The sequence below is a fragment of the Nostoc sp. CMAA1605 genome, assembly GCF_021596505.1.
GTDB lineage: Bacteria > Cyanobacteriota > Cyanobacteriia > Cyanobacteriales > Nostocaceae > Trichormus.
On record NZ_PJIZ01000038.1, the window covers coordinates 1 to 23,585 of the forward strand.

21 protein-coding genes and 1 pseudogene are annotated in these 23,585 nt (G+C 39.9%); 14 read left to right on the forward strand and 8 right to left on the reverse strand.

Annotated elements, in window-relative coordinates:
- From CV014_RS14660 to CV014_RS14675, 4 genes and pseudogenes are all read left to right on the forward strand, one after another.
- Positions 1-786, forward strand: a pseudogene (locus CV014_RS14660) (sulfate/molybdate ABC transporter ATP-binding protein); the annotation flags it as partial.
- Positions 787-1,154: 368 nt separating this feature from the next.
- A complete protein-coding gene (locus tag CV014_RS14665; protein ID WP_236142705.1) occupies positions 1,155-2,264 on the forward strand; it encodes an iron-containing redox enzyme family protein in 1,110 nt (369 codons plus the stop codon).
- 154 nt (positions 2,265-2,418) lie between these two features.
- A complete protein-coding gene (locus tag CV014_RS14670) occupies positions 2,419-3,168 on the forward strand; it encodes an SAM-dependent methyltransferase (protein WP_236142706.1) in 750 nt (249 codons plus the stop codon).
- A 250-nt stretch (positions 3,169-3,418) separates the two neighbouring features.
- Positions 3,419-4,255, forward strand: coding sequence for a hypothetical protein (locus CV014_RS14675; RefSeq protein ID WP_236142707.1), 837 nt, complete (start codon positions 3,419-3,421; stop codon positions 4,253-4,255).
- A 233-nt stretch (positions 4,256-4,488) separates the two neighbouring features.
- Here CV014_RS14675 and CV014_RS14680 read toward each other — a convergent pair whose 3' ends face one another.
- Positions 4,489-4,893, reverse strand: coding sequence for a peptidoglycan-binding domain-containing protein (locus CV014_RS14680; RefSeq protein WP_236142708.1), 405 nt, complete (start codon positions 4,891-4,893; stop codon positions 4,489-4,491).
- A gap of 314 nt (positions 4,894-5,207) precedes the next feature.
- On the opposite strand from CV014_RS14680, the gene CV014_RS14685 reads away from it, so the two are divergent.
- The 3 genes from CV014_RS14685 to CV014_RS14695 are packed head-to-tail and all read left to right on the forward strand — an operon-like array spanning position 5,208 to position 8,656.
- Positions 5,208-5,351, forward strand: a complete 144-nt coding sequence (locus tag CV014_RS14685; RefSeq protein ID WP_236142709.1) for a hypothetical protein — start codon at positions 5,208-5,210, stop codon at positions 5,349-5,351.
- A gap of 10 nt (positions 5,352-5,361) precedes the next feature.
- Positions 5,362-7,935: a DNA mismatch repair protein MutS gene (gene mutS / locus CV014_RS14690; protein WP_236142710.1), complete on the forward strand. Its 2,574-nt coding sequence runs from the start codon at positions 5,362-5,364 to the stop codon at positions 7,933-7,935.
- Between the two features lie 58 nt (positions 7,936-7,993).
- Positions 7,994-8,656 carry a class I SAM-dependent methyltransferase gene (locus CV014_RS14695; RefSeq protein ID WP_236142711.1) on the forward strand — a complete coding sequence of 221 codons (663 nt, stop codon included), beginning with the start codon at positions 7,994-7,996 and terminating at the stop codon, positions 8,654-8,656.
- A gap of 217 nt (positions 8,657-8,873) precedes the next feature.
- Here CV014_RS14695 and CV014_RS14700 read toward each other — a convergent pair whose 3' ends face one another.
- Positions 8,874-9,353 (reverse strand): hypothetical protein, encoded by a 480-nt coding sequence (locus CV014_RS14700; RefSeq protein ID WP_236142712.1) that lies wholly within the window; start codon positions 9,351-9,353, stop codon positions 8,874-8,876.
- A gap of 230 nt (positions 9,354-9,583) precedes the next feature.
- Positions 9,584-10,852 (reverse strand): tetratricopeptide repeat protein, encoded by a 1,269-nt coding sequence (locus CV014_RS14705; RefSeq protein ID WP_236142713.1) that lies wholly within the window; start codon positions 10,850-10,852, stop codon positions 9,584-9,586.
- Between the two features lie 67 nt (positions 10,853-10,919).
- Between CV014_RS14705 and CV014_RS14710 the strand changes: the two genes are divergently transcribed.
- Positions 10,920-12,077 carry a DUF711 family protein gene (locus CV014_RS14710; protein WP_329608391.1) on the forward strand — a complete coding sequence of 386 codons (1,158 nt, stop codon included), beginning with the start codon at positions 10,920-10,922 and terminating at the stop codon, positions 12,075-12,077.
- 260 nt (positions 12,078-12,337) lie between these two features.
- Here the strand turns inward: CV014_RS14710 and CV014_RS14715 are convergent, their stop codons facing one another.
- Both CV014_RS14715 and CV014_RS14720 read right to left on the reverse strand, forming a co-directional pair.
- Positions 12,338-13,006, reverse strand: coding sequence for a 2OG-Fe dioxygenase family protein (locus CV014_RS14715; protein WP_236142715.1), 669 nt, complete (start codon positions 13,004-13,006; stop codon positions 12,338-12,340).
- A 235-nt stretch (positions 13,007-13,241) separates the two neighbouring features.
- Positions 13,242-14,375, reverse strand: coding sequence for a GGDEF domain-containing protein (locus CV014_RS14720; RefSeq protein ID WP_236142716.1), 1,134 nt, complete (start codon positions 14,373-14,375; stop codon positions 13,242-13,244).
- A 166-nt stretch (positions 14,376-14,541) separates the two neighbouring features.
- Here CV014_RS14720 and sfsA point away from each other — a divergent pair, with 166 nt between their 5' ends.
- Positions 14,542-15,279 carry a DNA/RNA nuclease SfsA gene (sfsA, locus tag CV014_RS14725; RefSeq protein ID WP_236142717.1) on the forward strand — a complete coding sequence of 246 codons (738 nt, stop codon included), beginning with the start codon at positions 14,542-14,544 and terminating at the stop codon, positions 15,277-15,279.
- Between the two features lie 91 nt (positions 15,280-15,370).
- On the opposite strand, the gene CV014_RS14730 is transcribed toward sfsA, so the two are convergent.
- From CV014_RS14730 to CV014_RS14740, 3 genes are all read right to left on the reverse strand, one after another.
- Positions 15,371-16,636 carry a DUF4255 domain-containing protein gene (locus tag CV014_RS14730; protein ID WP_236142718.1) on the reverse strand — a complete coding sequence of 422 codons (1,266 nt, stop codon included), beginning with the start codon at positions 16,634-16,636 and terminating at the stop codon, positions 15,371-15,373.
- A gap of 260 nt (positions 16,637-16,896) precedes the next feature.
- Positions 16,897-17,577 (reverse strand): response regulator, encoded by a 681-nt coding sequence (locus CV014_RS14735; RefSeq protein ID WP_236142719.1) that lies wholly within the window; start codon positions 17,575-17,577, stop codon positions 16,897-16,899.
- A gap of 120 nt (positions 17,578-17,697) precedes the next feature.
- Entirely contained in the window at positions 17,698-18,861 is a 1,164-nt protein-coding gene (locus tag CV014_RS14740; protein ID WP_236142720.1) for a sensor histidine kinase, read from the reverse strand.
- Between the two features lie 422 nt (positions 18,862-19,283).
- Between CV014_RS14740 and CV014_RS14745 the strand changes: the two genes are divergently transcribed.
- From CV014_RS14745 to CV014_RS14765, 5 genes are all read left to right on the forward strand, one after another.
- Positions 19,284-19,805: a Pvc16 family protein gene (locus CV014_RS14745; protein ID WP_236142721.1), complete on the forward strand. Its 522-nt coding sequence runs from the start codon at positions 19,284-19,286 to the stop codon at positions 19,803-19,805.
- Between the two features lie 124 nt (positions 19,806-19,929).
- Positions 19,930-21,600 carry a phage tail sheath family protein gene (locus CV014_RS14750; RefSeq protein ID WP_236142722.1) on the forward strand — a complete coding sequence of 557 codons (1,671 nt, stop codon included), beginning with the start codon at positions 19,930-19,932 and terminating at the stop codon, positions 21,598-21,600.
- Between the two features lie 224 nt (positions 21,601-21,824).
- A complete protein-coding gene (locus CV014_RS14755) occupies positions 21,825-22,310 on the forward strand; it encodes a phage tail protein (RefSeq protein WP_236142723.1) in 486 nt (161 codons plus the stop codon).
- 66 nt (positions 22,311-22,376) lie between these two features.
- The gene (locus tag CV014_RS14760; RefSeq protein WP_236142724.1) at positions 22,377-22,841 is read left to right on the forward strand and encodes a phage tail protein; all 465 of its coding nucleotides are present in this window, start codon (positions 22,377-22,379) and stop codon (positions 22,839-22,841) included.
- Between the two features lie 83 nt (positions 22,842-22,924).
- Positions 22,925-23,416, forward strand: a complete 492-nt coding sequence (locus tag CV014_RS14765) for a phage tail protein (RefSeq protein ID WP_236142725.1) — start codon at positions 22,925-22,927, stop codon at positions 23,414-23,416.
- Positions 23,417-23,585: the final 169 nt, after the last annotated feature.

Below are 23,585 nucleotides of genomic sequence, written 5' to 3' on the forward strand. Positions count from 1 at the left end.
CCCAAGGTCTACCGAATGGGAAAGAACGACAACAAATTGAGGAATTACTCATCGCCATGCAGTTGGAGGGATTAGGCGAACGATACCCAAATCAACTATCCGGCGGACAACAACAACGAGTCGCCCTAGCTAGAGCCTTAGCCAGTCAACCAGAGGCTTTACTGTTAGATGAACCTTTTTCTGCACTGGATACACATCTGCGTAGCCAATTAGAACAGCAAATGACGGAAACTTTAGCGCAATATCAAGGTGTGACTTTATTTGTCACCCACAACATGGAAGAAGCTTACCGGCGTTTGTCCGCATCTTTTGGTGATGGAACATGGTCAAGTCGTGCATCATGGTTCTAAATACGATATTTTCGAGCGTCCTGCTACTGTTAGCGTCGCCCAAATCACCGGCTGTAAAAACTTTTCTCAGGTGATTGTGCAATCATCCCAGGAAGTGGAAGCGGTTGATTGGGGTTGTAAGTTGCAGATAATTGCACCAATTCCCACAGAAATCACCCATATTGGTATTCGCGCCCATCATCTCCAATTTACTCTAGACCCAACCGCGACTAATACTTTTCCTTGCTGGTTAGCCAGAACCAGTGAAACACCCCATCGCGTTACACTGTTTCTAAAATTAAATTCTCCAGTAAATGATTTACAGGATTACCACCTGCAAGCAGAAGTGTTTAAGGAGAAATGGGAACTCATCAAAGATCAGCCTTTCCCTTGGTATGTGCGTTTAGAGCCATTGAGCCTAATTTTATTGTCGGAAAAGTTACTAGAACAGTGGTAAGTGGTGAGTGATGAGTAACGTGGAACTTCCAGAAAACAAATTATCCAATTTCTAAGAGAAGATATTGTTATTTTTCCCCATGCTTCTCCGCTCAGAAGTTCTCTCTGCTTTCTGACCCTCTACCTACACAGTGATAGTATATTTTTTAAGTTGGAAGTCCCTTATCCGAATCTATCCTGATTTTTCCCAAGGAGGATGCAGAATTTCAAATTTAAGAGTAAGTATGTTTGATAAAAAGTAATTTCTGATCTCTAGACTTAATCTTTACTTTATAACTGAAGAAAGAGGTAGATAGTGTTACTTGTATGGAATCTTAAATATTAAGGGTGGAATGAATTTGACACCTTGGCAAAATCACTAAAGATTCCATGCAAAGCAATTTAATTATGTTTCCAATCGCTGAGGTTGCTAGAGAAGATACACAAGTCCAGGAAACAAGTTTTACTCAATATGAGCGTGCGGAAAAGCAATTTTTAGAACTTTTAGCAACTGAGGATTTAGATAATAACTTAGATAAAAAAGTTGCCATTATCAGAGATTTTGAACAAGCAGTGGCAATGGCTATTGATGCAGCTTATCAGCATGATATTCAAGATAACTCAGCACATTGTTTTTTGCAACGGATACTATACTGGATTAATCGCCTAAATCTGTTTTGGTATGATGATTTACGGCGGTATACTAACGAGCGATCGCTTTATTTATCCTCATGTCGTAATCATATTGAAGCAAGTTGGCAAAAATGGGAACTGGCTCAAATTGATGTGACGGAATTAAAGGATTTAAATGTTAAACAAGCATTAATTGAGCGTACTAATGCGGATTTAGAACCACCGTTAGCACCAGCTAGTCGATATATCCGGGAAGAAATGACTAAAACTGGCTACTGTCATTTGTTAGCGATTGCTTCTTTTGATGGCTTAGTTGAAGGTAGTCGTCTTTCTCGCATTTTAGGCGGTGCAGCCAATGAAGTGCAATGTACCTTAGTGCGGGTACTGCTGGAAGAATACGGTAACGGCCGTTTATCACGCAAACATTCAACTTTTTTCGCCAAAATGCTCGATGAGTTCGGGATGAACACTGAACCAGAGGGATATTTCGAGTTAGTCCCTTGGGAAGTTTTGGCTTGTGCAAACCATAATTTTTTACTCACCGAAAGGCGACGTTATTACCTCCGTTATAGTGGTGGATTGACTTATTTTGAAGTAGCTGGCCCTGCGGCTTATAAAAATTATCTTGTAGCTGCACAAAGATTGAAATTGTCAAATGCAGCGATGGGTTATTGGGAACTACATATTAAAGAAGATGAACGCCACGGACAATGGATGCTAGAGGATGTAGCCTTACCTTTAGCAGAATTATATCCCGATGATGCTTGGGAACTATTACTAGGATACGACCAAGAGAAATTAATGAGCGATCGCGCGGCTAAAGCTGTTGTAAATTCCATCCGCCAAGCAGAACAAATTAAATCTTAAATAATTTTTACTGGCAACATTAGGACTATATTTTAGTGAAAAACAATCACTAAATTCAAGAGGATTGTTTAATTTTTGCCAAAAATAATAACCTGTAGAAATCAAGCAATAGCGTTGAAATCAACAATCATGTAATTAATACTAGTAAATAAACATGAGTATTACCCGACCTAAAATTGCAACTAAGAATCTCAAACAAATATTTTTTTGTCCTGAAGAATCTAATTTTTACTCAAACTGCATAGAAAAGTTTGTTTTTAGTAATTGTAATTATTCAGATTCCATTGTGGAATTTGGTTCAGGGGATGGCAGTCCTGTAATTAATTTATTGTTGAAGAATAAATTTGAGGGCGTTATACATGGATTTGAGTTAAATCCTACTGCTTGGCAAGCTGCCATATCAGCAATCAATGAATATAATCTGCATGAGCAATATATAATTAATAACTCATGTTTATTTGAGTCTGATCAACCCCAAGCCAACTACCTGATAGCTAATCCCCCATATATACCTGCACCAGATAATGATATTTATATGCCATTACTCTCAGGTGGAAAAGATGGCTCAGAAATTACTAATAAGCTTTTAGCTTTAGACTATGAAAATGTAGTAGTTTTAGTTTCGAGCTTTTCTAATCCTATAGGTACGATTGAACAAGCATTAGCACAAGGATATAGTATTAGCGATTTCGTGATTTTACCCTTAAAGTTCGGTTACTATAGCTCAGAACCAAAGGTGAAACGACACATAGAAGAATTGCGAAGCAATAATATGGCGTTCTACTCTGGTGAATATTATGGCTTGGCAGGTATTTTATTTCAAAAGCAAGGATCTGCTGTTGACTTATCCGAGGAATTAATTCAAATGCTCACAAGTTTTTCCCAAAGCCTATTTATAAAGTAAATATTCAGACCAATTCGCAATTCGCAATTCGCAATTGACTAGCATCCCGCTACGCTCTAAGCGTAGCTATGCCGCAGGCTTTACGCAATTGAGGAATCCTGACTTGATAAGGATTTCTGAGTTTTTATCTGTCTCAGAACTTTTGTAACGCACCGTATCAGCGTGGCAAGGCTAAAATATTGCCTTGAAAAATTGTAGCTACTGTCCTGGGTATTCTAACTGGGTACACAGTATACCAAGAGAGACAGCAATGCAACTGAGTGCAGGCATCAAGAATTTTTGGCAGTTGGTAGTTTTCAATCTGCTTTCGGGTTTAGTTTTATGTGTGTGTGTTTTAGCTATTAATGGCTGGAAGTGGCGGAATTTGTTTGATTTACCGGATTTTTTGGGTCTGGTGATACTTGTCGCTGTCGCCATATCTCCTTTGTTGTGGTTTTTGTCCTATCTCAAAGCGCAATTACTCCGACCACTAGTAGATCATGTGCAGTTTAACAAAGTATCACCAAAGGATTACCCTTGGTTAGATGTAGCTTCTTTGACAGAGGAAACTACTATTTTAGAATCCTTGGGTTTTGTCCATTTGATTGACCATGATGTCCCGTTAGCTTTGGGATTTTCAAGATGTTTTGCACATCCACAAAAGTATTGCTTTGCAGAAATCGGTCAAATTTTTCAGGTAACAGGTAGTGTGATTACACGACACTTTTGTCTGTTTAGTGTTTTAGAGCAGGATTGGATACTAGCTGAAATTAATAGAGAAGTTAACAATTTGGATGGTATACCTTACATTTGGCGACATCCCCAAGAGATTAGACGATATCATCCTCATCTAAAATTGCCTGTATTATTTCAAGAACATTTAAAATTTAGAGAGCAAATCTGCCATGATTTAAATATCTATTCCTGTAGAGATACTTCTGTAGCGTTTTTAGAAAAGATAGAACAGGACGCAGCAAATTTTCGTCGGCAGACCATGCGCCGCAAAAATCTGCTGCTCTCGATGGTAGAAACAACTTTATTTGAGATTAATCCTCGGTCTGAATGGTTAGGAAATTACCCCAAGACAGCAGCTAAAATCAAAAAGTAACCTTGTATAACCTCTCAAAAAATTAATAAAAGGTGTGCAAAATAAACATTAACACACCTGAATACAACAGCAAGCTTTAATAATTATTTGACCGAGAATCAATCAACTCGGATTAATATAATTATCCATGTGATTACAAAAGGTTACTTATTTAATGAAAAACAAGTAACCACCGCAATCATACTATACGCAAAACTCAAAGGGATGATGATATTCGTGAGAAGAATTTGGGGTTATTGCAAAGCAGCTAAAGTTTTGTGTCCAATCACGCCATCGGCTCTCAAGCCTTCTTTCTTCTGGAATTTAACCACTGCTAACCGGGTATTTTTATCAAAAACACCATTGACATTGGCAGTGTAAAAGCCTTTGCGCTTGAGGAGATTCTGGGCGGTTTTAACTGCTTCTCCTCTGCTGCCGATTCTGAGGATATTAGGACGGTTAGCTACTTGATTTGCAGGATGTTTAGCATTAGCTTTAGGCTCTACTTTATGAGCCTGCATAGTGGCACTGGGTTTGGTATTTTGTACCGCATGGGAAACAGTATTATTCTTAGTTACGGGAGTAGGAGTAGCAGCGTAAGCAGGAACGGTAGCGGCAATGCTGATAACAGAAATTAAAGCTAATAGTTTGCTATTCATATTTTTGGTTCTCTCTAGTGATCAAAATTTTGTGACATTGTGAGGAAGAGTTTGTGCTGACAAACTCGTGATTGATTTCACTCTTTTTGCTAAAATAGATTGAGGTGAGTTATTCAATCTTAAATATTAGAATTACACAGGATATTGACAGAGGTATGGCAAGTTTATGACAAAAAGATGTCCGTTAAATTAAGAGATATTGCAGCCGGATTTTGCCGTCAGCAAGCTGCATATTTATTGAATATCTCCAGACTCAGATTCACTGCGGCCAATGATGTGATTTTTCAGTGGCAAAACAGGGTTAGACATAAAGTGTGACTATGGGGGAAGATTTTAGAGAGTTGCGATCGCCTACTCACCACATGACCAGACATCATAAAAAAACCTTGAGCGATCGCTCGGAAATTTTCACATCACGTTATCATCGGATCTTGTGGCTTTTTGTGCGTAACTCCTAGCATCTAACCTATGACCGTTTCTCACTCTGACCTCCAGCCAACAGAACCGAATCCTGCGACTGCGCCCCATACCGATACGCGACAGGTAGACCGCAGTAAGCTAAGTAAGATGTATCAGCACTATGTTGAGGTGAAAGATAAGTATCCTCACGCCCTGTTGCTGTATCGGGTGGGAGATTTCTTTGAGACGTTTTTTCAAGATGCGGTAACAGTAGCTAGAGAATTAGAATTAGTCCTCACCAGTAAACATGGGGGTGAAATCGGTCGTGTGGCGATGACTGGCGTACCCCACCACGCATGGGAACGCTACACCACCCAACTGGTAGAGAAAGGCTATGCTGTGGTGATTTGTGACCAGGTGGAAGATGCTTCCGAGGCGGTGGGTTTGGTGCGTCGGGAGGTGACACGCATCCTTACCCCTGGGACATTATTAGAAGAAGGTATGCTCAAATCTAGTCGCAATAATTACTTAGCGGCTGTGGTCATTGCGGGGAATCACTGGGGTTTAGCCTATGCAGATATCTCCACGGGGGAATTTCTCACCACCCAAGATAGTAATTTAGAACATCTCACCCAAGAACTGATGCGTTTGCAGCCGGCGGAAGTCTTAGTTCCCACCAACGCGCCTGACTTGGGTAGTTTGCTGCGTCCTGGAGAAACTTCGCCCTATTTACCAGAATGTTTACCACCATCATTTTGTTATAGTTTGCGATCGCAAGTCCCCTTTTCTCAAGGTGAAGCCAGAAGTAAATTATTGCAGATATTTAAAGTGCGATCGCTCGAAGGTTTGGGTTGTGACCATCTCCCCTTGGCGGTGAGGGCGGCTGGTGGTTTATTGGAATATGTGGAAGATACCCAAAAGGAAAGCCCCATTTCCCTACAAAGACTCAGAACCTACACCATCACCGACTATTTAATTGTTGACCACCAAACCCGCCGCAACTTAGAAATTACCCAAACCGTCCGCGATGGGACTTTTCATGGTTCGCTGTTGTGGGCTTTAGATAGAACTAGCACCGCAATGGGTAGCCGGTCTTTACGGCGGTGGTTACTCCAACCCCTACTAGATATCAAAGGTATTCGCGCCCGACAAGATACCATTCAAGAATTAGCCGAAAATACACCTCTACGTCAGGATTTACGGCAATTATTACGGCAAATTTACGACTTAGAACGCCTCACAGGTCGCACCACTTCAGGAAGTGCGAACGCCAGAGATTTAGTCGCTTTAGCTGATTCTCTCTCCCGCTTACCAGAATTAGCCCGCTTAGTTGCTGATGCGAGTTCCCCCTTTTTGAAAGCATTGCAAAAAGTCCCGCCGATTTTAGAAGAACTAGCCCAAAATATCCACGCCCACATTGTCGAATCTCCGCCCATACATCTCAAAGAAGGCGGACTCATTCGTCCAGGAGTCAATCCCCAATTAGACGAAAGAAAGGCGACAGTAGAAAAAGACCAGCAATGGATAGCTAATTTAGAAGTAGAAGAAAGAGCCAGGACAGCTATTCCCACCCTCAAGGTAGGATTTAATAAAACCTTTGGTTACTACATTAGTATTTCTCGCGCCAAAGCTGACCAAGTACCGAATAATTACATCCGCAAGCAAACCCTCACCAACGAAGAACGCTACATCACCCCTGAACTCAAAGAACGAGAAGCCAGAATTCTCTCCGCCAGGGATGATTTAAATCAGTTGGAATATGAGGTATTTGTCGCCTTACGGGAAGAAATAGCCAAAGAAGCCGAAGCCATCCGCAACCTTTCCCGCGCCGTTGCTGCGGCTGATGTGTTATGTGGCTTGGCGGAGTTAGCAGTACAGCAGGGTTACTGTCGTCCTGAGATGATACCCGGAAGGGAAATCGCAATTATTGATGGTCGCCATCCCGTAGTTGAACAGTCCTTACCTGCGGGTTTCTTCGTCCCCAACTCCACACAATTAGGGAGTAGTGCAGAAAATTACACCCCACTTCCTGATCTCGTGATTTTGACAGGACCTAACGCCAGTGGTAAAAGTTGCTATCTGCGTCAGGTGGGACTCATACAACTCATGGCGCAAATTGGGAGTTTTGTCCCAGCTAAGTCAGCGAAATTGGGAGTATGCGATCGCATTTTCACCCGTGTCGGTGCAGTTGATGATCTAGCTACGGGTCAATCTACCTTCATGGTAGAAATGAATGAAACCGCCAATATTCTCAACCACGCTACAGCAAAATCTCTAGTTTTACTAGATGAAATTGGGCGAGGAACAGCCACATTTGACGGACTTTCTATCGCTTGGGCGGTAGCAGAATATTTAGCCACAGAAATCAAAGCTAGAACAATTTTTGCTACTCACTATCATGAATTAAATGAATTAGCCGGAATGTTACCGAATGTTGCTAACTATCAAGTCACCGTGAAAGAATTACCCGACCAAATTATTTTCCTACACCAAGTTCAACCAGGAGGTGCTGATAAATCTTACGGAATTGAAGCTGGAAGATTGGCGGGTTTACCGGCTGTTGTTATTAAACGAGCAAAACAAGTTATGGGACAAATAGAAAAGCACAGTAAAATTGCTCTGGGACTAAAAAATTTGGAGTAAGGTTATGGGGATATAGGAGCAAGTTCCAGAAAACATTAAGGACTATTAACTAATAACCATGAACAATTTACGCCAAAAAGTACAAGAATTAGCATCTGAAGCTATTAACAACTCAGAACCAACAGCATGGTTTGAAGTTTTATATGCTTCAGCTAATGGTGACACAGCACAAATTCCCTGGGCAAAATTAACACCCCATCCCTACCTCCAAGATTGGTTAGAAAATCATGAAATTTCTACTCAAGGTAAAAAAGCTTTGGTTATTGGTTGTGGTTTAGGAGATGATGCGGAAGCCTTAGCAAAATTAGGATTTGCCGTCACAGCTTTTGATATTTCTCCCACAGCTATTGCTTGGTGTCAACAGCGATTTCCTGAATCTCCAGTTAACTATCAAGTGGCTGATTTATTAGCTATTCCTCAGCAATGGCATCAGGCTTTTGATTTTGTTTTTGAATGTCGCAATATCCAAGCTTTACCTTTGAGTGTCAGGACTGCTGTGATCTCTTCTATTACTTCTGTGATTTCCCCTAGTGGAACTTTATTAGTAATTACCCATGTGCGCGATACAGAAACCGAACCGTCAGGGCCGCCTTGGCCATTATCTGAATCTGAACTCGCACAGTTAGAAAATTTAGGACTACAAAAAATAGAAGCTACTCTGTTTTTAGAATCCCGAGAAACTGAAGTAAAGCAGATGCGAATTATATATCGCCAGCTTTAGTGTATTTAGTGGCGTGGCAAGCCTAAATTTGTGCATTAGATGGGAAAAATTTGAACGCAGATAAACGCGGATAAACGCGGATAAAATCGATTTTTTATTGCACTATTTTAGCCTTGCCACGCTAGTAGGGGCAGAATATATTGCCCCTAATCATTTACCTGATTGCCAAAATCAACGCAGTACAATTTTAATGACTCAAAACAATTATCAACTAAGACTAGAAGTTTTGGGGAGGTAAGGGTTTTCCTTGACTTTTAGGCACATTGACAACTTTTAAGAGTTTGGCAATTGCAATTACATCTGTATCTAGCTTTTTAGCTTTTTCATTACCAGGACAGCTAATATCTGGAGATTGTTGACCACCTAGACTAATTGTTGTCGTCGTCCCAAAAGAAGTAGATTTAACACAACTTTGTTTGACAGGTAGGCTTGACAATGGTTCAGCAGCTTTTAGGTCATTAAAGAATTTTTGAGAGATTTTTTTAGGTAGTTTACCTTTACCTGAGCCTTTACCGTCTACATAATTAGCTTCTCCGGTGGGTGAGACATAGATACGGTAGCCAATAGTATTTGTTGAGCCACTGTTGACAATTACAGCTACATTATTAGGTACTAAAGCGATCGCTGATTGAGTAGCACTCACTAATAAAGATAAACCCGCTAACCCTATTAAACTTTTGTAAAAAACCTGACTCATTGCCAAAATCTCCTCAATTCAGTATTTAGGTAATAAGGTTTAAAAATCGGAATTTCTACAATTAGCAGACTAATCAACTAGTCTTACTACTGAATTATTTACTAGAAAACTTTGTCAAATTTATGACATTATCATGTCAATTTCTTGACAGTAAATATGTTTGAAGGGAGAAAAATAATTCTAATTCTTCTTGGAAAGTTCTGAATTGAGGAAATCTCGGTAGCCCTGTATTACCTACCTCTGTCCCGTTCTAAATCATCGATAACTTTTTGCACATACCATTCTTCTGTCATCCCTGGATGATCATCTTTTTTCTGTTCAATTAATCTTTGGGCGATTTCCCAATATCCTCCAACTAGACGCAAAAGTCGCTGACGTAAGATATTAGCTTTTTGCTGCTTGGCTTCAGGAACAGATTTTTGAATTTGTTTGAGGCTATCTAAAACTTGTTGATAATTTTCCCAGTCTTCTTGTTCACAAAAAATACTGGCAGCTTTTTGATAGTCTGCAACAGCATTTTGCATTTCTTCTATAAAAGTATAGGTCATGCCACGATTGTAGTAAGCTGAGGCATCATTGGGGTTAATTTTTAAGGCGTTTCCATAGTCAGCAATTGCACCGAGATAATTACCCATTGCGCGGTAGGTGTTACCTCTGGCAACATAATTTAAGGTATCTTGGGGTTGGATTTGAATGGCTTGATTAAAATCCGCGATCGCACCTTGATGATCTCCCAATAGAGAACGGGCTTTACCTCGGTTACGATAGACGATAGCATCTTGAAAGTTTAATTGTAAGGCTTGATTAAAATCCGCGATCGCTTCTCGATAATTCCCCATTTTGCACCGCACCACACCCCGACAGCAATAAGCCTGTGCATCTTGGGAATCAGCCTGCAATATCCAATTTAAATCCGCAATGGCTTGTTTGGTGTCGCCTTTTTCGGCTTTGTGCAGTAACTGACTAAAATAGTCACTCACAGATGTAATTGGTACAGTCTTTGCAACTACAGGCTGTGTAACTGGTTGTTGTTTGGGTTGTAACTGCTTAATTCGTTCTACGCACAGACGGCAATTTTCGGCATCTTTTTGCTGTAAGTATAAATCAGCCGCTTTTTTTAAACTAGCGATCGCATCTTGAATATACCCTTGTTTGCGGCGCACTATCCCCCGTAAATCATGGGCTGCTGCATAGTTAAAATTGAGATAAATCGCCTTGTCTACATCTTCTAACGCCCCTGGTAAATTTTTCAGGGCTAATCTGGCTAAAGCACGACTATAATATGCTTCTACACTTTCAGGATTTATCTTGAGAGCTTCGGTATAATCAGCAACAGCCTGAAGAACAGATCCTGAGTCATAATATGCTAGCCCCCGTTTTAGATAAGCTTCGGCATAATAGGGAGTTAGTTGTATTGCTCGGCTAAATTCCTCAATTGCACCAGTGTAATCTTTTTGTCTGGCTTTTTCTAGTCCCTGATTGTAAAAGTCGTTATTCATCACCGTTTTTACCCAACTTAGCTAGTTATTAGCCTTATATCTTAAATATTCACAGTGAATTATCACTATTCCTAATCATTTAAAGAATTCAACTATGAAAATTAGAACTATCACTACAGGTATATCACTGGATTTGCCACAGGAGACAGACAAAATCAAAATAGCGGCTGATTTTAACCAAAAAGCGCAGGTAATCTTTGCACAACAAGGTTACGAAGTGCAAACAACTAGAATTACTACTAACCCTTGGGAAGAATATCTCTCTATTTTATCGCCAACTGAAATTGTGAATCGAATTCAAAATTTAGAGGAATTTTGCCAAAGCTTAAATATCAGTTTCTTTAATATTGGTTATGCTAGCACTGCTGAAACGATAGAGTTAATTCCTGAAATTAATAAAAATACATCAATAGTTTACTGCTCAAGTAAAATTGGCAATCAATTTGAAAACGCCAGAGAATCAGCCCAAGCTATTAAGCGTATCTCCCAAGAAACTGAAAATGGTTATGGCAATTTTCGCTTTTGTGCTGGTGCAAACTGTCAGCCAGGTATCCCATTTTTTCCTACATCTTATCATGTTGGTGAAACATCTTTTGCCATTGGTTTAGAGTTGGCTGATTTACTAATGCAAGCATTTTCTGAAGCGAATAATATCGGAGATGCTGAAAATAAACTGCAAATAATTTTAGGTGAAGAAGTTAAAAAAATAGAAGCGATCGCCAAACAAATATCTACCCAATTGCAAATAAATTATCATGGTATAGATACTTCCCTCGCACCATCTTTAGATAAACAAAATAGTATTGCTTTTGCCTATGAACGGTTATTAAATGGTAAATTTGGTAATCCTGGAACTCTCGCCATTTCTGGAATGCTAACACGAGTTTTAAAAAGTATTCCTGTTAAAACTTGTGGTTATTCTGGCTTAATGCTACCAGTTTGTGAAGATATCGGTTTAGCTACTAGAGCTAATGAAAAAACCTATGATATTACCAATTTATTATTGTATTCATCTGTGTGTGGCTGTGGTTTGGATACTGTGCCGATTCCTGGCGATATTTCCATAGGTAAGATGACAGCCATATTAATAGATATGACAACCTTAGCTTTTAAACTTAATAAACCACTCTCCGCTAGATTATTTCCTATCCCCGATAAAAAAGCAGGGGAAATGACTAATTTCAATTCCCCTTATCTTGTAGATTGTCAGATATTTGAGTGCTGAGTTGGGAGTGCTGAGTAGTGAGTGCTGAGTGCTGAGTGCTGAGTTGGGAGTGCTGAGTGCTGAGTGCTGAGTGCTGAGTGTGGTAATTAATTCCCCTACACCCCTACACCCTTATAAGTAATCGCACAGAATTATTGACACATAAGTTTCTAGTCTGGATAAGAGTTTGATGGCTTATTTTTGTGTAATTAATTTTGTTTAACTACTTATCCCTACACCCTTACACCCCTAAACCCTTATACCCCTAAATCCCTACACCCTTAATCAATCAATAAACTTGGAGAAGTCAGCACAAATACATCCCTAATTCCTTGGGCTGTGGTTTGTGGTTTGATTGGTGTAGTAAAGTGGAAAAAGTCGTGGTCATTGACTAATAATAATTCCCCTGGATGGAGAACTTTGCTAAATACTGGCTTTTCTTTTTTTGCAGTATATAAATGTGTTTCACCACCTTGGATATTATCTCTATATACAGAGAATATCCCAATAAAATCAGTACCGTCTTGGTGAATACCTTCAGGCGCAGGATTACCGAAGTTATCAGGAGAACAAATTGTTCTGATTTGATGTACACCAATTTCTGCTTCAGGATGCAGTTTACATGAATCACTAAAAGCCAAGATTAATTTTGTGAAACTATCAAGCTCAATCATGCCATCTTCTAATTCGGCAAACTCTCTTTTAATATCCCCTACCAATGGATTATATTCTCTACTTTGAAAAAGATATCCATGCGGTAGTTTGATTAATTTATCTCCTGCAACTGTAAAGCGTGATAATCTTCTTAAACGATATTTGCCTTTAATGTAAGGATCTACAGGCAAATTATTAAAAAAAGGTTGAAAATCTTCGACGTTGATTGAATTTACCTTTCTTAAGGTAAACAGAAAGGCATATTCTATTTCCGTGATTCCCCCGACTGTTTGCATAGGAATTTTGTCCTTGCAGTTGTATTTTCCCCATTTTTCTTTGGGGAAGGTTTATATCATCGAGTATATGCTACTTTTTATTAAAACGTGGTTAAAATGACTACAAAAATTGACAAAAGATGATAAAGAAGCAACTCATAGAAATTGGGGATTTTGGATTGGTGAATGTTTGACTAGTGAGTCTTTCAGCAATCCATTTGTGGCCATCATTTCTAAAATTATTATTAATTCTTGATTATTTGTTTTGCCTAGCACGCTTACTTTGATACATTTGGTAGTCGGCTAAGGTAATCATGTGATCTAAGGAAATTGGCTGATGTGGTTCATAAGCTTGGACACCAACACTCATGGAAATGGGGAAGGGATACTTTTGAGTTTGATTGAACTGGTCAATAGCTGTTTGTAGTCGCTCTATAATGGTTGCGGAGTTGGGATCATTTCCCTGCATTAGCACTACAAACTCGTCGCCTCCTAGCCTAGCCAAAGTATCAGAGTCGCGAAAGGTTTGCTTGAGTAAATTGGCAGCTATCACGATAGCAGCATCGCCACTTTCATGACCAAAGTTATCATTAATTTTTTTCAGTCCATCCAAGTCAATAAACAGCAGGCTAGCAGAATTTTGCGATCGCTGTACTAATTTCAGTTGTTGTTCAGCAACCAAAAAAAAGCCTCTGCGATTATACAAGCCAGTTAATTCATCAGTAATGGCTAATCGTTTAATTTCGGTTTCTGCGGCTTCACGTTCTTGAATCTCCTGCTGCATACGAATGTTAACCGCTTCTAAAGCCGCCGTGCGATTGCGGACTCGCTGTTCTAGTTCAGAATATACTTGCACATTTTCCATCGCTACAGCTGTGGTGTCGGCTAAGGCTTGTAGTAAATTGACTTCGCTGGTTGTAGGTTGATGGTAATTAGCCCAGTAAGTACCAATTGCCCCAATGGGATCTAATATACGGATAGGAACCATCACCATACTTTTAATAAAAGTCGGTTGATAGGCAACATAGGGAACTCTTTCGTCACCATATACATCCTCAATGATTGCTGGTTGACGGTTGAACATCGTCCATCCACCAATACAGATATTCATGGGAAAACGCTGTCCTTTCCACAGGGGAGCAATAGCATCTTCATCAGCGTAATAACAGTAGCCATTGTCCCGCAGTACAAAACTAGCTCCATCTGAACCAGTCAGTTCCCTCGCTGCTACTCGGACAATCTCCATAATTCTTTCTAAACTACGTGCAGAGGATAAGTCTTGAACTACGATCAACAGCCGTTTTATTGCTTTAAGGTATTGCTGACTAGTGATGTCCTCACGATTAGAAAGCAAATAGCAGCATGGTGCTGACATCAGTTCAAGCTCCATAAGTTATATACTCCTGAGAAAGTAAATTTATCGTTCCCAGATTCAATATAAATTTAATAAAAAATTAATAAAGCTTGACATAAAAAAACCAAAATCAAGGTAACAGAATGGCTGACAAACTCTGAGAATATGAAGAAAGGTATATTATTATGAGTTTGCAGCTTTCATGACTGATTGGCTTTACCGTTATCCACCCTTACAGCCTGGTATTCTGCTCAAACGCTACAAACGCTTTTTTGCTGATGTACAGCTAGCGTCTGGGGAAGTAGTGACAGCACACTGTCCTAATACTGGCCCCATGACTGGAGTTTCAACTATTGGTAGTGCAGTACAACTTTCTCAAAGTGATAACCCTAACCGTAAACTGGCTTATACCTTAGAACTAATTCAGGTACACGATAACCAGCCGACATGGGTAGGGGTGAATACAGCTTTGCCAAATCGGATAGTGAAGTTAGCTTTGACAAAGCACTTATTTCCAGAGTTAGGTGACTATAGTCAAATTAAAGGAGAAGTAGTTTACGGTGTAGATAAAAAAAGTCGTATAGATTTTTTATTGACGGGAAATGATACAGAACGTCCTATTTATTTAGAAGTAAAAAATACAACTTGGTGTACAGGCACTTTAGCATTATTTCCCGACACAGAAACCACCAGAGGACAGAAGCACTTACGGGAATTAATGGCGTTATTACCTAATATGCGAGCAGTAATGTTGTATTTTATTAATCGTGGTGATTGTACTGAGTTTGCCCCTGGGGATAGTGCTGATCCAGTATATGGTAAGTTATTGCGGGATGCGATCGCTCTTGGTGTGGAAGTCTTACCTTGTCGTTTCGATATTTCTCCCGAAGGTATTCGTTATTTAGGTTTAGCGAGGATGAATTTGGGGAGTGGGGATTAGGGATTGGGGAGTGGGGATTAGGGATTGGGGACTGGGGACTGGGGAATTAATTACCTTTTGCCTTTTACCTTTTGCCTTTTGGCTTTTGCCTTTAAGAAATTACTACTACAGGTGCAATATACTGCTCAAAGGTAGGACTTTGGGGATCTGTGTCTACTGTTAACAGACTTTCTGCACCGTCTACTACTAAACGGACTAGATAAGTTCCTGGGGGACAGTCGTTAACTATGAAGGTGACGGAGTGGGAAAGGTTTTGGCGATTTTTAGTTTTTTCATAGGAGTATCCCGCAAATTGTGATGGTGATAGTTCTGTTAAAACTAACGTCAGTTGCTGTGTTAACTCGATGCTGACATTCACACGCACAGTAATCTCAGCCGATCGCGGATCATTTCCTCTACCCTTTAAATTAGATACTGTGATTTCTTCAATGGTGGGACGTAATAATATGGGGACTATATTCGAGTTTACCCGTTGCTGGGGATGAATGACTTGTAAACTCTGCATTCCTGCGCGTAATGATTCTACGGGGATGGAAGCTAGTTCTAGGGTGATTTCTTGATTCGTCACTTTTTGGGGTGTGGCTGTGACATTCCCGATGCGTACTTGGGTAATATCTGCACTTAGTTTATCCCCTTTAATTAATAAGGTGCTGGAAGCCAAAATCAATGGATTTGCAGCTAGTTGTGTTTGCCAAATTTTTGCGAGTTCCTCTCGGACTTTGATTTGAGCGATCGCTGGTTGGTATGGTGTAACATGACGCTGAAGATTGCGTACAGGTAAGGGTTTTTTCGGTATATCTCCACCATCAATTAACACGATACTAGTTTTATAAGCAATAGATAAACTGTAGGGAGTCTGAAAAAATACTGACCAAATTTTGGAGATTTCTTCCACATTCAAATCAACGGGACTAATAGAAATTGTCTCAACTTGTTCAGCTAGATCCGAATCAGCCAAAAATGCCAAGGTAGAATCTGTGACAGTCTCTCGAATCGATTCTGTGGTGATATTGGATTTACTATTAAAAGTACGGATAATGCTACCCATCAGCCGTTGTGGTTCTAACTCCACATCGTTACCGTAACAAGTTAGTAGATAGTAGAGATCCAAACCCGTTTGCGATCGCTTAATATATTTCTCTTCTGAATGGCGTTGTCTTAAATCTGCACTCCGCCAAGCCGGATTCATTAAAATATCATACAGATAAATATTTACACCAGCTTCCGGCGAACCACTACCGAGGCGATCGGGTCTAACAGTTGTTACCCTCGCCCCATCTAAATCCATTTGGACACTCGCCTGCAAGGTTCTTTGTAGAGTTGCAGTTATCGTTGCAATGGCTAAATAATTACTCATTAGTTATTAGTCAATAGTCAATAGTCAATAGTCAATAGTCAATAGTCAATAGTCATTAATCCATAGTCATTAATTATTAGTTATTAGCCTATAGTCTATATTTCTTCTTATTTTTCCTTATTTTCATTCTTACTATTGACTATTAACTATAGCAGTTACCATTTCAGTGAGGTAAATTAAACGCTATATAGGAATCTGCTTTGATTCCTGAAATCATTTGCGTGACTAATGACTAATGACTATTGACCATTGACTAATGACTATGGACACACTAAACCTAACTTTAAAGCTTTGACAATGGCTTGAGTGCGACTTGTCACACTTAACTTATCAAATATGGCTGTTAAGTGAGCTTTAACGGTGGCAACTGTAATATAAAGATGGGCGGCAATTTGTTCGTTGGATGCTCCCTGTACTAGCCAATTAAGTACCTCTTGTTCTCTTTCTGTTAAGTGAATAACAGCATTAGCCACTAAAGATTGTCCAGTATAGTAATGAAATAGACGGAAAAAAGCTGTTGCTACTTCTGGCGGCAAATAGACTTTATTTTCAACAACCGTATTAATTGCTTCACATAATTGGGTGGCTAATTTATCTTTAAAAACGTAACCCCAAGCACCAGCTTGCATGGCTTTAAATACCCATTCATCTTGTTGATGTGCTGATAATATTAAAACTTTGCCGTTATAAGATATTTGTCCTAACCGAATTAAAGCTGTAATTCCATCTTCTGGAGGTAATTCTAAATCTAATAAAATTAAAGCGGGGTGTTGTTCATCCGTTAATTTCACAGCTTGTTCTACAGAAGCTGCTTCGCCAACTATATCAAAATCTAAATAACTGCTGTTGTTATAAAAGTTTAAGAGAGTGCGGATACCTTGCCGAAAATGTGGTTCATCATCAACAAGCAAAATTGAAATAGGTTCTTTTTTTGTGTTCATGATTATGCTGGGAATTGGAATGGGGAATGGGGAATGGGGAATGGGGAATGGGAATAGGGAATGGGGAAGGAAAGACAAGGGAGATTTTATTTCAATGCCCAATGCCCAATGCCCTATTCCCTATTTTGGTAATGTAAAGGAGAATTGCGCGCCGCCTTCGGGGAGGTTTTCTGCCCAGAGGTTGCCTTTGTGATCGTGGATAATTTTTTGGGCGATCGCCAGTCCTAAGCCTGTACCGCCAACTCTGCGAGAATAATAGGGTTTAAAAATTAATTTCAAGTCGGTTTCGGAAATTCCTGAACCGCGATCGCAAATTTCTATTAATATTTCTTGAGCATAAATATGCCAATTACAGGTGACTGTCCCATTACGCGGACTAAAATAAATGGCATTGCTCAATAAGTTATCAAATACCTGTTTTATTTGCCAGCAATCAACATTAATAGTTACAGGTTTTTCGGGATACAATACGGTAATATTTTTTTCTTTTAACCCAGGTTCTAAGGTTTTAATACATTCAGCAATAATTGTTTGTAAGTTTTGTAATTGAATATGTAGTTTAGCTCGTTGACCGAAATATAGTAAATCTGTGAGTTTGTTACTCAATTCATCAACTGTTTTCCGAATTAATGCAGCTTGTTCTTGTAAAGAATTATCTGGTAAGGCTAACCGCAGGTTTTCAGCGTAAAGATTAATTAATGCTAAAGGATTTCGCAGTTGATGTTCAATTTTGCCACAGGCTTGAGATAAGTTATTGATTTGCGCGAGATGCTCTGAACGCTCCCGATACATAATCAAATATTGACTCAAAACTTGAGATTGATTGCAAAACTGTTGCTGCTGCTGGTCTGTGAGTGCTGCTTCTGTACAGATTAAGATATATTCGGCGGCGATCGCTTTCTGTTCTCCTATACAACAGATATAAACTTTGTATTCATTGACTAAATTAAGTTGAGTTACTTGAAGAAAAGATAAATCATTTAATAACCATTTTTCTTGTTGTAAATATGATATGGTCATGGGCTGCCTAGATGCAGTTATGGGGACAGGATAGGCGACAGATTCGCGTTTGCCTGTATCTATGTTGTGATACAAAGTCCATACTACGACAGATGGTAGTAGATTGGCCAACTGTTCCATTACCAGTTGACAAATTTTACTAATCTCCACTTGCGATTTATTTGGTAGATTCTGTATGGACGAAGGTAGAGGTATCGGAGCAGTGAAATTTTGGGCGGCAACCTTCATCATTAATCCCCCGTATACTTGAATAGCAAACAGCATTGCAGATTTTACTCAGTTGCAGATATTCTCTGCCTGTAGTAGAAATCAAGCTGCTGACTGTATAACTACGGACAGAATTAGCTTACTGCACAGGTATGAATTTTCTGTAATTTAAAACAATTATTTAGAATCTCGACCAAAGTCTAATAACTTCTAACGGCTTGGATCTCTAAGCTATAAACATTTAGTCCCAGAACTGTAAATCCAATTGAAAGCCTCTCTCAAAGGTTTATTTTGTGCTGTCGGCACTTAAATTTCCCTATTTGCAGACCATAAAGTCATAACTTTGTTCCGTCTGCATCAACAACTCTGGTCAGTATACCCCCAGCACCACACATTATTTTTTGGTGGCATAAAATACATCAAATCAAGTGACTGGTAGTATTTGGGGTCATGTTCATAAAACCCTGCTGTTGTGTCTTATGATTCCAGCTGCTACCCAGACTTTAGCAGAAATTTTAGCTGGTGGCATTTCTTTGCTTTCTACAGAGCAAATTGATTTTAACCACCCTGCTAAGAGCCAAAATGTAAACCCTAGATTGAATTTGTATTGTTACAACATTCAGGAAAATGTTTACATAGAGCAACCAAATCAAGAAGGAATAAAACTTCTACCGCCGCCTCGGTGGTTTGATGTGTCTTTCTTATTGAGTGCGTGGGACTGCACCAGTTTGGGGGAACAACGTTTGTTGTCAGAGGCTTTGAGATTACTGTTACATCACCACTGTTTACCAGAGAATTTGCTAGCTCCGTCGTTACGCGGTCACGGTGAATTATCTATGACCGTTTGCACCATTAATCCCATTGATGCTGCAACTTTGTGGAGTGCTTTAGGTGTACCTTTACGTCCAGCTTTGTATGTGAAGTTGACTATTCCTTTGAATCTGCAAAGTGATCCTTTAATTCATCATTCTGATGAAGAAGTATTGCTCAAAAATGCTTGAGTAATCAGCTAGAGAGGACTAAAACCAATTCAATATTCAATATTCACAAAGTTTTGGATGTGTTATTGAATTTTCCAGAATTGGACTGAGAACAGTTATTCGTTCAACACAGGAAAATGATCCAATGCCTAGATTAGATTATTTCGCTCCTGGGGTCTACGTTGAAGAAGTAGACCGAGGTAGTCGTCCCATTGAGGGCGTGAGTACAAATATTGCCGGATTTATTGGCTTTACTGAAGATATACGCGGTGATGCCGAATTGTTCAAACCAATGTTGGTGACATCGTGGAATGAGTATTTAGAATACTTTGCTAAACAAGGTTCTGACGGTTATACAGATTTTGATGCCTATTTACCTTTTTCTGTCAATGGTTGGTTCTTAAACGGTGGTGGACGGTGTTGGGTAGTTAGTATCGGGACAAAATTACCTGGTTCACCAGCACCATCAGTTGATGAAACAGCTCTCAAGATTCGTACAACTGGCAATCGTCCTTCTTTACAGTTCGCACTCAAACCTGCTGAGGGTGATGACGCTGACGATGATGGCGGTAGATTCAATATCACCATTACCGAAAGTGAACCGCTTCCACCAGGCGACCCAGCCGCCGAACCACCTCTGAATACAGGTGAATTCTTTAAAGTCATCATTAGCCGGAATGGGGAAATTCTAGAGGAGTATGACAACCTCTCGATGAACCCAGAAGTGGCAGCAGAGGCGGGGACTTATGTAGTGACAGCTTTAGACGCATCAGAGTTTGTCAACGCTGTAGACTTACAAACACCAGGACAACCCCTCTCTCGTCGTCCAGCCAATGGTAACTACGAAGTCAGTCCTCCTCCTGTAGTCTCCACACCAGACCGCTTCCCTCGCGATGTCCAAGGTGTGAGAGACGATCGCACTGGTATGCAAGGTATCTTTGAAATTGACGAAGTAACCATGATTGCTTGTCCTGACTTGATGCGCGTTTATCAAAACGGCATCTTGGACTTGGATCAAGTGCATGGAATTATGGAGACAATGGTCAGCCTGTGCGAAAACACTGCGCCTAACCGGATGGTAGTGTTAGACCCACCCCCCTGCAAAGGAGGTGGTGATCCTGTGCCTCCCACTCAAGTCAAACCCCAGCACATTGCTCAGTGGTTGAGTGCATTTAACAGGCGATCGCAATTTGCCGCCCTCTACTATCCTTGGATTAAAGTTCCCAACCCCCGCAACGGTGGTAGACCAATTCTTGTTCCTCCCGCCGGTCATATGCTAGGGGTCTGGTGTCGCACCGATGAAACACGCGGCGTATATAAAGCACCAGCCAATGACACACCCAGAGGTGTGATCGGTTTAGCCTACGAAACCAACCTCCGCGAACAAGAATTACTCAACCCCTTGGGTATCAACTGTATTCGTACCTTCCCCAACCGAGGTATCAGAATTTGGGGTGCGCGTACCTTAGTCGAACCAGACAACGTGCAATGGCGTTACATCAGCGTCCGCCGCTTGATGAGCTACATTGAAAAGTCCGTAGAATTAGGTACACAGTGGGTAGTATTTGAACCCAACGACCAAGACCTATGGGCGCGTGTCACCCGTACCGTCAGCAACTTCCTAGAAAGACTCTGGCGCGAAGGTGCTTTATTTGGTGCGACAGCCGCAGAAGCTTTCTATGTCAAATGTGACTCTAGCATCAACACCCACGAAACCATGATGTTAGGACGTTTGTACATTGAAGTTGGTGTCTGTCCTGTACGTCCGGCGGAGTTTGTCATCTTCCGCTTTAGTCAGTGGTCTCCTAACCAGTAGGAGTGCTGAGTAATGAGTGCTGAGTAATGAGTTAAAAGATTACTTACTCATAAGAAGTTCATTTATTGAGTGAGAAAGTTAAGAGTGTTTTTACTCATGACTCAGAACTCTGCACTCAGAACTGAATTGTAGGGTGTGTTAAGCCACAGGCTAACGCACCTTACCAGATGCTAATAAAAATCGGAAAGAAACAAATCTTATTGCTAATTTAAGGAGTTGTCAATATGCCTGAATTAAAACCAATAGCCGCCAGTAACTTTTACTTTGAAATTGATGGCATGACAGACATGGCTTTTAGCAAAGTCGGTGGTGTTAAATTTGAGGCTAAAGTCAAAGGTCAAGATAAACCTTTAATGTCTACTAAAGGTGGAAATACTATTAGACAAATTAACTCTGCTGGTTTTGAAGGACTATTCACAATTGAAGTTTCAACCTTGATGAGTGGTGATAGTGATAGCACCAGCAAAAAAATGTATGAGTGGTTTAAAAAGTGTATGCCTAAAACCGAAAAGGGAGAAGGTAAATGGGCAGAAAGCAAAAAAACAGGTTCTATCACTGCCTATGATACTGATGGAAAAGAGGTAATGCGTTGGGAGTTAAAAGAAGCTTGGCCTTCTGAATATAAAATCGGTGATTTAGATGTCAACGGTAACGACTATATTGAAGAAACTTATACATTAACCTGTGAAAACCTCAACAGAAAGACATGATTTTAACTCCGCAATCTAGCTGATTCATACAAACAATTCTGATAAATATTTTGGGAGATGCAATTTATGCCAGAGTTTATTTCTAACGCCAAGTTCTACTGGGAAGCAGACGGACTCACTGAGATTTTGATTCAAAAAATTAGTGGGATGCAAATGAAAATGACAGTTGCAGGTGGAGATGCACCTATCGGTGTCACGAAAGATGGTAAAACTCAAACACAAGCTACCATTGGTGGTGTAGAATGCTCTGAAATTACTATCGAATGTGTCGCCACTGCTGAATCTAAACAACTGCTGGATTGGTATAACAAATGCCATGCTGAGGCTCTTTCTGGTGGTAAAGCCGAAGGTCGTACCAATCGTAAATTAGGAAAGCTTTCTATTTATGACGGTGCGGAAGAAAAAGTACAGTATGAATTTACAGATGTCTTTCCTACTAGCTACGCAACCAGTGATTTTACCGCCGGTTCTGGTGATTTACTGACAGAAACAGTCACGATAGGCTTTACCTATTTTGAACGCAAAAAGTAAATATAAGTTCGTAGTAAGGACTTTAGTCCTTTCTTCTTTGAGGACTAACATCCTTACTACAAACACATAAGAGGTAATTAATCATGGCAGAATTTCCTGAAATTCTTACGAATAGTCGATTTTATTTAGAATTAAAACTGACTGGTAGCCAAGAACCAATTGATGGTTACTTTATGGAATGTCAAGGTTTTAAAACTACTCAGGAAGTCATAGAAATCTCAGAAGTCACACCTCTCACTTGGGGTAAAACAGGTGGTGCTAATGGGCGGGTTGTGCGTAGTAAAATCCCTGGAAATATCACCTATTCTAATATAGTTTTACGCCGTGGGCTAACTATTTCTATGACTATGTGGAACTGGTTAGCAGCTATTAAAGAAGGTAAATGGGGTGATGAAAGGCGTGATGGTTCTTTAGTTATTTATAATCAAGCAGCAGAAGAAAAATTTAGATTAGAATTTAAAAATGCCTGGCCTACTAGTTATACAATTTCTGATGTCAAGGCTGAAGGTAGTGAACATGAAATCGAAGAAATAGAAATGGTTGTTGAAGAACTTAAACGGGTGACAGTAACTTAGTAGTTTCGCTTGCATAGCATCAAAATACATAATTTTGTACAGATAGATTATAAAATAAATATTAATTTCCGCGCTGAATAGGATTTCACTTTCACATAACAAGATAAGATAGGTTGTCAATATCCTGTTATTAGTATTTGTAGGGTGTGTTAAGCGTAAACCGTAACGT

Bases quoted from the DNA above. Each gene is read 5' to 3' on its own strand.
- CV014_RS14665 (WP_236142705.1), top strand. From the start codon at position 1,155: ATGCAAAGCAATTTAATTATGTTTCCAATCGCTGAGGTTGCTAGAGAA.
- CV014_RS14670 (WP_236142706.1), top strand. From the start codon at position 2,419: ATGAGTATTACCCGACCTAAAATTGCAACTAAGAATCTCAAACAAATA.
- CV014_RS14675 (WP_236142707.1), top strand. From the start codon at position 3,419: ATGCAACTGAGTGCAGGCATCAAGAATTTTTGGCAGTTGGTAGTTTTC.
- CV014_RS14680 (WP_236142708.1), bottom strand. From the start codon at position 4,893: ATGAATAGCAAACTATTAGCTTTAATTTCTGTTATCAGCATTGCCGCT.
- mutS (WP_236142710.1), top strand. From the start codon at position 5,362: ATGACCGTTTCTCACTCTGACCTCCAGCCAACAGAACCGAATCCTGCG.
- CV014_RS14695 (WP_236142711.1), top strand. From the start codon at position 7,994: ATGAACAATTTACGCCAAAAAGTACAAGAATTAGCATCTGAAGCTATT.
- CV014_RS14700 (WP_236142712.1), bottom strand. From the start codon at position 9,353: ATGAGTCAGGTTTTTTACAAAAGTTTAATAGGGTTAGCGGGTTTATCT.
- CV014_RS14705 (WP_236142713.1), bottom strand. From the start codon at position 10,852: ATGAATAACGACTTTTACAATCAGGGACTAGAAAAAGCCAGACAAAAA.
- CV014_RS14715 (WP_236142715.1), bottom strand. From the start codon at position 13,006: ATGCAAACAGTCGGGGGAATCACGGAAATAGAATATGCCTTTCTGTTT.
- CV014_RS14720 (WP_236142716.1), bottom strand. From the start codon at position 14,375: ATGGAGCTTGAACTGATGTCAGCACCATGCTGCTATTTGCTTTCTAAT.
- sfsA (WP_236142717.1), top strand. From the start codon at position 14,542: ATGACTGATTGGCTTTACCGTTATCCACCCTTACAGCCTGGTATTCTG.
- CV014_RS14730 (WP_236142718.1), bottom strand. From the start codon at position 16,636: ATGAGTAATTATTTAGCCATTGCAACGATAACTGCAACTCTACAAAGA.
- CV014_RS14735 (WP_236142719.1), bottom strand. From the start codon at position 17,577: ATGAACACAAAAAAAGAACCTATTTCAATTTTGCTTGTTGATGATGAA.
- CV014_RS14740 (WP_236142720.1), bottom strand. From the start codon at position 18,861: ATGCTGTTTGCTATTCAAGTATACGGGGGATTAATGATGAAGGTTGCC.
- CV014_RS14745 (WP_236142721.1), top strand. From the start codon at position 19,284: ATGATTCCAGCTGCTACCCAGACTTTAGCAGAAATTTTAGCTGGTGGC.
- CV014_RS14750 (WP_236142722.1), top strand. From the start codon at position 19,930: ATGCCTAGATTAGATTATTTCGCTCCTGGGGTCTACGTTGAAGAAGTA.
- CV014_RS14755 (WP_236142723.1), top strand. From the start codon at position 21,825: ATGCCTGAATTAAAACCAATAGCCGCCAGTAACTTTTACTTTGAAATT.
- CV014_RS14760 (WP_236142724.1), top strand. From the start codon at position 22,377: ATGCCAGAGTTTATTTCTAACGCCAAGTTCTACTGGGAAGCAGACGGA.
- CV014_RS14765 (WP_236142725.1), top strand. From the start codon at position 22,925: ATGGCAGAATTTCCTGAAATTCTTACGAATAGTCGATTTTATTTAGAA.